Raw genomic sequence first — 6,247 nt, 5'->3', positions numbered from 1 at the left:
CTCATGGCCTCATCTTCTCAAGAGTTGAGGCCTCCACGAAACCCGGGGCGATTCAAACTGATCCCATAGAATCCCCACTATGCCGCCTAACTGCTTCAGGTAAGTACGACCCCTGATGAAATCTCGTAAATCGACATCCCAGCTCTTTCCCTTCTCGACCCAATCAAGTCGGTGTTGGAGCATGGTGTCCAGTGCATCCTGGTCTTTTGGGTCGAGCTGATCGAAGCGCTGGGTCACTTTGCCCGCCGGGTCGTGCCAAGCTGGGTCTATGTCGTTGAAAATTACCCTTTCCCAGCTGCGGAAACCGTCGATTTTCTTCGTCTTGTTGAGCAAACGCTGCTGGGCGTTGTAGATGTCTTTGACCAGGAGCTTCAGACGCCCGCTGGAGGTCTTTTGAAAGTCCATCACCCGTGCGCCGGGTTTCGCTTTCGCTTGCTCCTTTCGGCGAAGGTGCCGGGACATGCCAAGCATCTTGTCCAGCACGGACGGATCGGGCTTACCTTCAGAATTAAGCATGGTTTGATCTGGGAACCCGATGCCCTGGGCAGAAAACTGATCAACGAGAGTCAATTCAACTTCAGCAGTACAAATCAGATTTGGCATTTGATGTCCATATCAGATAAGGGGTGATGGCTTGCCTGCCGGGGCCATCAGAGATCATCTCTTGGCGCTGAACAGTGCAAGCAACTCGAATAGGTCGATTACGGAGTAGATACCGAGCGTAATGGCTGAACGCTACTACAAGGTAAGACTGCCCGCTAGCCACGTCTGTCATGACGCTGTTGAGCAGCGTGGTAGAACGGTCGATGATTTGTAAAATTACGTGTCCGGAGCGGCAATTTTTGCACGCGGACGAACGCTACAGCATCGGTATGACGCCGGCCTTTCCGTGCACCTGCGCCAATGAGAGTGGCATAAGGCATATTGCTTCTCCGAGATCCGGATTGCTATCAATGTTGAACTTGAGGTCTGCCTTCGTCTCGTTGTGTAAAAAAGCTGACAGACCCTTGATGACCCGGGCAACCCGCAGCAACTCCGTCATGGATACTGCAACGGGCCGCGATCCTGAAAAAAAGCCTTGGTCTTGAGAAGAAGGTCTACCGCGTCCAGTAAGTGAGAATAGCTTTCCGCCTCAGTACTTAGCTTTACAACTACTGACGTCTGGCGGTCAGAAAAGTCCAGATCGACCATGAGCCTCTCAGGCGTATGCATCAGGCAGAGGATTTGCAGAAAGTGAGCGAGCTCCTCTATTAGCAGGGGCTGCTCTGGATCTAGCTTTGACCTGAACCCTGCGTTGGAGCCGTCCCCACGCATAAACCAGTCGAAATTGCCACAGTCGAATCGAATCTTCTTGAGAGACTCTGGCAGTACGTCATTCAGCGGGCTGGAATAGGCTTCTGCGTGTACTTCAGCGCTGGCACCTGTCACCGTATTTCTGAACCGGATCGTTCCCTTCGCGGCGGGGAAGGCTTGGGTAATCTCCAGGATGCCATCTGAGGACGCCTTGCTACTGTTCGGGTCTTCTAATCCAAAGCGTTTAGTGAGCATCTCAAGATTGCGCACGTGCACCTGCCCACCCATGCCCAGTGTTGCATCGACCAAGGCTTTGAGATTTTCCATGCCTTCCAGTTGGAAACGAACTATAAAGGCGCCGTCATCGAAACCTGCCAACTTGAGAAAGGCCAACTTTTTCTCGGTGTAGGCGGAGGCTGACGAGCCAATGGCACGAATGATCTCGGCCTTGAAGGTCTTCGCGTCGTTCAGTTGGATCTCGCTACCTTGCTGAAAGTCGATCACGATCTTACGAAGGTGCAGCTTGTCCGTCTCGCGGGCAATTACCATTTCGTTAACCCGAGCGAGCGTCTGGCTGATCAACTCATCGTCGACATGGAGCAGAAATGCTCTCTTGGGTGGCGTGCCTTCTGAGAAGTCCAACAAGACTAGAAAGGCGGGAAGGGCGCTAGTAGCCAGCTTGAGCGCGTTCGACACCTTGACAGGTACCTTCAGCGACTTGGTGCGTGTGGATTTGACTTGGATCTTCGCGTAGATATGAGACTAATGAAGCCTACGCTGGTCGAGCTTGCGCATATCCTGGCCGACTTCGACAAGAACATCCCACCCGTGTTTGTCGACGCTGCACTTGTTCGCGACAACATCGTCAGCCAGGCAGAACCCCATGAAGAAATGCTCGCCTGCCGACCCAATATCGCCCATAAGCCCCCCTGCCTTGCATAGACCAGTAAGTATCGGCGCCATCATTGCTGAAAAGCTACCGAAGCGCCCAGAAGTACTCTTATCGCCACAGCCTCGTAAGCAGGCACGTCAGCGGCCAGATGACGGGATCGAGTCTATCAATAAGTCGACGTGAGTCCGGTGTGCAAGTCTTGGTATTCTTCTGCCCCCTGGGAGGCGCATGGATACTGTGACTTGATGGCCAGAAGAGAGGAGCGAGCGTGGATGTTGCCGATAGATTTTCCAATCGAAGACCTGGGAGAGGCCGTTGGCATTCTCCAAAAGGCCGATTTTCTGCTGCCTGGCTCCAATCCACCTGAGGCCGGAATCTACCATCCTGCGGTCTATTTCGAAGGCCGAGACAAAGGGGTGAGAACGATCATTCTGCCCGACCGGAACGTGGCTTCCCGAATAGCCCAGCTGGCCCGGGGTAAGAAGACGCTGATCGATGTTCAGTTGCAACGCTGTGCTGCGCTGGTGGCCTTTGCGCACCTGATGGGCATCGACTTTGAGCCTGGCATCGCTTTTCACGAACTGGCCCACCGGTCTGGAAACGCTGAGGCAGAAGAAGAGCTGGGTTGGTTCAGAGCTGCCGATAACGCACCTCCTCAGGACATGCTCAATGTCGCCTTGCGCCGAGTGGACGGTGTCTCGCGCACCTATTCACCTTTGCCAGTCCAACTGCAGGACATGGCGTATACGCTGCTCAGGTGGAACCGCAATTACATTACCGCTTTGAAAATTCTGGAGCTGGACAGTTCGACCGGGTCACAGCTCGACAAGGTGCTACGTCTGCTGGACTGGATGGGGGAGCGACTTGTCTTCGCGGGGCCTGCTGTAATGCTGGCATGTATCTATTTGGGTACCTGCACACCGTCTCGTAAGAACGTGTTCAAGGACAGAAACGCCAACGACAGGCAAGCTGCAATCGCCGGCGTAAAGAACGCTGCCTGGGACATTACCCACCTGAGTGATTTTGTCGCCAAAGTAAACCAGGTGGCCAACAGAAACGACCAGCATTACCTGTTCGCCAGTTTTGATAACCACCTGATGCTGACCACGCGCCTCTTGCTTCAGATTGGCAAGGTTGGAAGCAACGCCTCTGTGATCGCGTCAGGCCTTAGACGGTGGTGGGCGCCACAAGACGCTGAGAAAATTGCGCATGTGATTATGGAGCATCTGCAACGCATCGGCAGTGACTCGCATGTGCCGCGATCCTCTGACGACCCCGATTACATTACCAACTTGATCGCTCTGGGAGAGCAGCGGCTGATAGAGTCGCGCTAGCTTGCTTCCGCGGTTGCAACCCAACACCCTCAAGGAATTCCAGATGGACGCATTTACTTCCACCATGCTGACCAGCGCGGCCTACGACATCGTAAAGCATGGCTTCCAGATCACGTCTGAGGCCATCAGGCAGCGGTTGGGCCAATGGATCACTCAGGATGTCATTGCATCCGAAGTTGCCGAGCAACTCTGCAAATTGGGCATTACTGACGAGCTCAGCCCGATCGGCATCGAGCGCCGCATCGAGGCGACCCCTGAGTTGCTGCAACTCATCCAGCGCATCAATGCCAATCCTGCAGTCGTTGCCCCCTCCAGCATCACTACGGTTAACCAGCACCATAGCGGGAGCGGTGACAATGTGGCCGGCAACAAAATCACCTGTGAGCGATAGGGCGTAACGTAATGCTGCAGAGTGGATCCGCGGGCACGATCAATCAGACACACAGTGGTTTGGGCGATAACGTCCAGAACAAAATTCTGATTCAGATCCAGGCGCTAGCTCCCGCTAGCCTCTCTAAGGCTATCGGCTTGGTGCTTGGAAGCATCCGCGCGAAGAGGATTGTTGAAGCCAAACTGCAGCTTGATGTCCTGCGTGCCACTGTCCCTGGCAACAGCGAGGCTGCTGATCTTTTGGATGTCATCGCCATTTATGGCGAGTTGGTCGAGCCTGAGCACACCCAGGATGCGTTCAACACGGTTGCACGCATTGCCGTATCCACCAAAGATGAGATCGTAAGAGACCTCTGCATCGCGGCCCTCCTGAAGTTTTCGCTAAACACGGTGCATGAGGAAGCTGCCAAGACCGAGTATTTCAATGTGCCCGAACCGGGCATTTACTCGCAAGAAGCCTTCTACCGACATTTCGCACCGAGGGAAACTCTGGATGCCCTCAGCAGAAAACTGTTGCTAAACGAGGGAGAACTGACGGGCCTTGTGGAGGGCATGATTCGTCTTGGCGCCATTGATGCCGCAGCGCCGGCAGCTGATCGCCTGCATCAAATTTTCCCCACATACACCTCGCGGTACCTGCTGCTTCAAGTCAAGGCATCCCAACTCGAACCTGCAGTCCTGAAGTCTCAGCATTGGTTGTGCTCGCCTGAGGTCAAGCAGGGGGTCAATGAACTGTGTGAAGAACTCACCCAGCTGATTGAGCTCTCGGAGGGCGGGGATGCCCGGCTTTACGAAATGGTCGCGGCCCTCCTGGATTACCTCCACGTGGTATGGCCCACGCACCTGGTGAACACCTGCGTCAAATACTCAGACCAGATGGCCGCAACCAAGCCAGAGCTTGCCAAACAGTTGCGAGCAGTGGCGGGAGATGACTCGGCCCGAACGGAGCAGATGCAGTCGCTCAAGCAAGCCCAAAGCGGCAGTGAGGCACGTAGGGCCTGGTGCCAAGCTCGGCTCGATGGTGAAGCAGATCTGCAGGATGCCGTGCACTTCACGCGATTGGCTACGCCAGGTGAGCTACGGCGCTGGCTCGAACTGGAGAAAACCTTCGAAGGCGTAAGTGACATCGAGTCGGCTGTTGTCTTGATGCTGGCCAGGGCAAAGCTGGTTGCGCTTTCGGACAATGCCCTCGAACGATACGAGCTTGCTCAGGCGGTCGATGAGTTTGTTGCTTCATTTGAATCTCAGTTCATTAAGCTCGCCGCGCACATTGTCGTGGACTTGGTTCAAGCGATATTCGATGCCGAACTGCCACACAAAGGGCTGGCAATCACGTCGCCAATGTTGCCGGAGGGTGAGCTTTGGCCGTCGCCCTTCATTTTGCTGCACCTGAGATGCCTTCTGGAAACCGAGCAGTTCCAGTCATTCGACGAGCTGATTGCGCGCATACCAGACCAAGAGCACGTTTCACTGCTGCAATACCGCTCCATGAAAGAAGAAGCATTGGGGGATCATGAGCGCGCTTTGGCATTGAGCGATCAAGTCGTTCACCTAGCGCCCGGTCAACTGGTCAGTTGGCTCAGAGGATGTCAGCTTCGTGAACGCTTCAGAAATGCAGAAGAGCAGCGCCGCTTCCATGATGCCATCCCTGACCATCTGTTAGAGACGTTCTCTCACAACACCATGTTGGCCATGCGCTATTTGACATCGACCGGGAACTTCGGGCGAGCTGAGCCCCGCCTTGTCAGATGGTTTGTGGAGGATCCCGCTGAGCGGGCCGTCGCTCTCGTGAATTTTCACCTTGGATTTGGTCTTCGGCGTCAGGCCACCTTCGTGGACTCACAGTGTTTGCCTGGGTACCTGAAGGGCGTGTCGTATGAACACGAGGGGGTAGCGCAGGTGCGCCTGATCGTGGAGGAGGGCGTGGCTACTGGGCAGTATGTCCTGGTCAAAGGCTCACCATTAGCAGATCTGTTGGAGTCCCTTGAGGTAGGGCAGAGTGCGAAGTTGGGGCTGGCTGACTACAGGCTGATAGAGCGACTGCCGCCCTATGTCGCCTGTTTTAGGCTAGCGCTTCAGCTTCGTCACTTGCAGAGCGACGGTGAAGATGCCTTCTCCATGTTCACTCTGCCCGCTGACCCAGCGCAGTTAGGGTCGTTCCTTGAGCAGAAACTGGGTTTTGGGCAGCATCAAGAAAGAGCTCAAGCCACTGAGAAGATGCCGCTCTATCTCCAAGGCCATGCGATGCAGCCGAGCGATCCCATCAAAGCTGCACTGGTTGCCTTGAATCGCCCCTGGTTTCCTAGACACCTCCAAGCCTCATAATGAGGCCCAAATA

6 protein-coding genes are annotated in these 6,247 nt (G+C 54.9%); 4 read left to right on the top strand and 2 right to left on the bottom strand.

Translation table 11 applies throughout. The features are described 5' to 3' along the window. Window positions 1-9: 9 nt before the first annotated feature. Together MJ643_RS30045 and MJ643_RS30040 are read right to left on the bottom strand one after the other, a co-directional pair. A complete protein-coding gene (locus tag MJ643_RS30045) occupies window positions 10-603 on the bottom strand; it encodes a hypothetical protein (protein WP_247727244.1) in 594 nt (197 codons plus the stop codon). 435 nt (window positions 604-1,038) lie between these two features. Continuing rightward, window positions 1,039-1,989: a hypothetical protein gene (locus tag MJ643_RS30040; RefSeq protein ID WP_247727243.1), complete on the bottom strand. Its 951-nt coding sequence runs from the start codon at window positions 1,987-1,989 to the stop codon at window positions 1,039-1,041. A gap of 69 nt (window positions 1,990-2,058) precedes the next feature. Between MJ643_RS30040 and MJ643_RS30035 the strand changes: the two genes are divergently transcribed. The 4 genes from MJ643_RS30035 (at window position 2,059) to MJ643_RS30020 (ending at window position 6,234) form a co-directional block, all read left to right on the top strand. Then, the gene (locus MJ643_RS30035; RefSeq protein WP_247727242.1) at window positions 2,059-2,235 is read left to right on the top strand and encodes a hypothetical protein; all 177 of its coding nucleotides are present in this window, start codon (window positions 2,059-2,061) and stop codon (window positions 2,233-2,235) included. Between the two features lie 222 nt (window positions 2,236-2,457). Continuing rightward, on the top strand, window positions 2,458-3,519 hold the full coding sequence (locus tag MJ643_RS30030; protein WP_247727241.1) for a hypothetical protein: 1,062 nt from the start codon (window positions 2,458-2,460) through the stop codon (window positions 3,517-3,519). Between the two features lie 43 nt (window positions 3,520-3,562). Beyond that, on the top strand, window positions 3,563-3,910 hold the full coding sequence (locus MJ643_RS30025; protein WP_247727240.1) for a hypothetical protein: 348 nt from the start codon (window positions 3,563-3,565) through the stop codon (window positions 3,908-3,910). Between the two features lie 11 nt (window positions 3,911-3,921). Then, a complete protein-coding gene (locus MJ643_RS30020) occupies window positions 3,922-6,234 on the top strand; it encodes a hypothetical protein (RefSeq protein WP_247727239.1) in 2,313 nt (770 codons plus the stop codon). The last annotated feature ends 13 nt before the right edge of the window (window positions 6,235-6,247 follow it).

Source organism: Pseudomonas sp. PNPG3 (assembly GCF_023093815.1).
Lineage (GTDB): Bacteria > Pseudomonadota > Gammaproteobacteria > Pseudomonadales > Pseudomonadaceae > Aquipseudomonas > Aquipseudomonas asiatica.
Note: the sequence above shows the minus strand (reverse complement) of the source record. Positions and strands in the feature narration are given on the sequence as shown.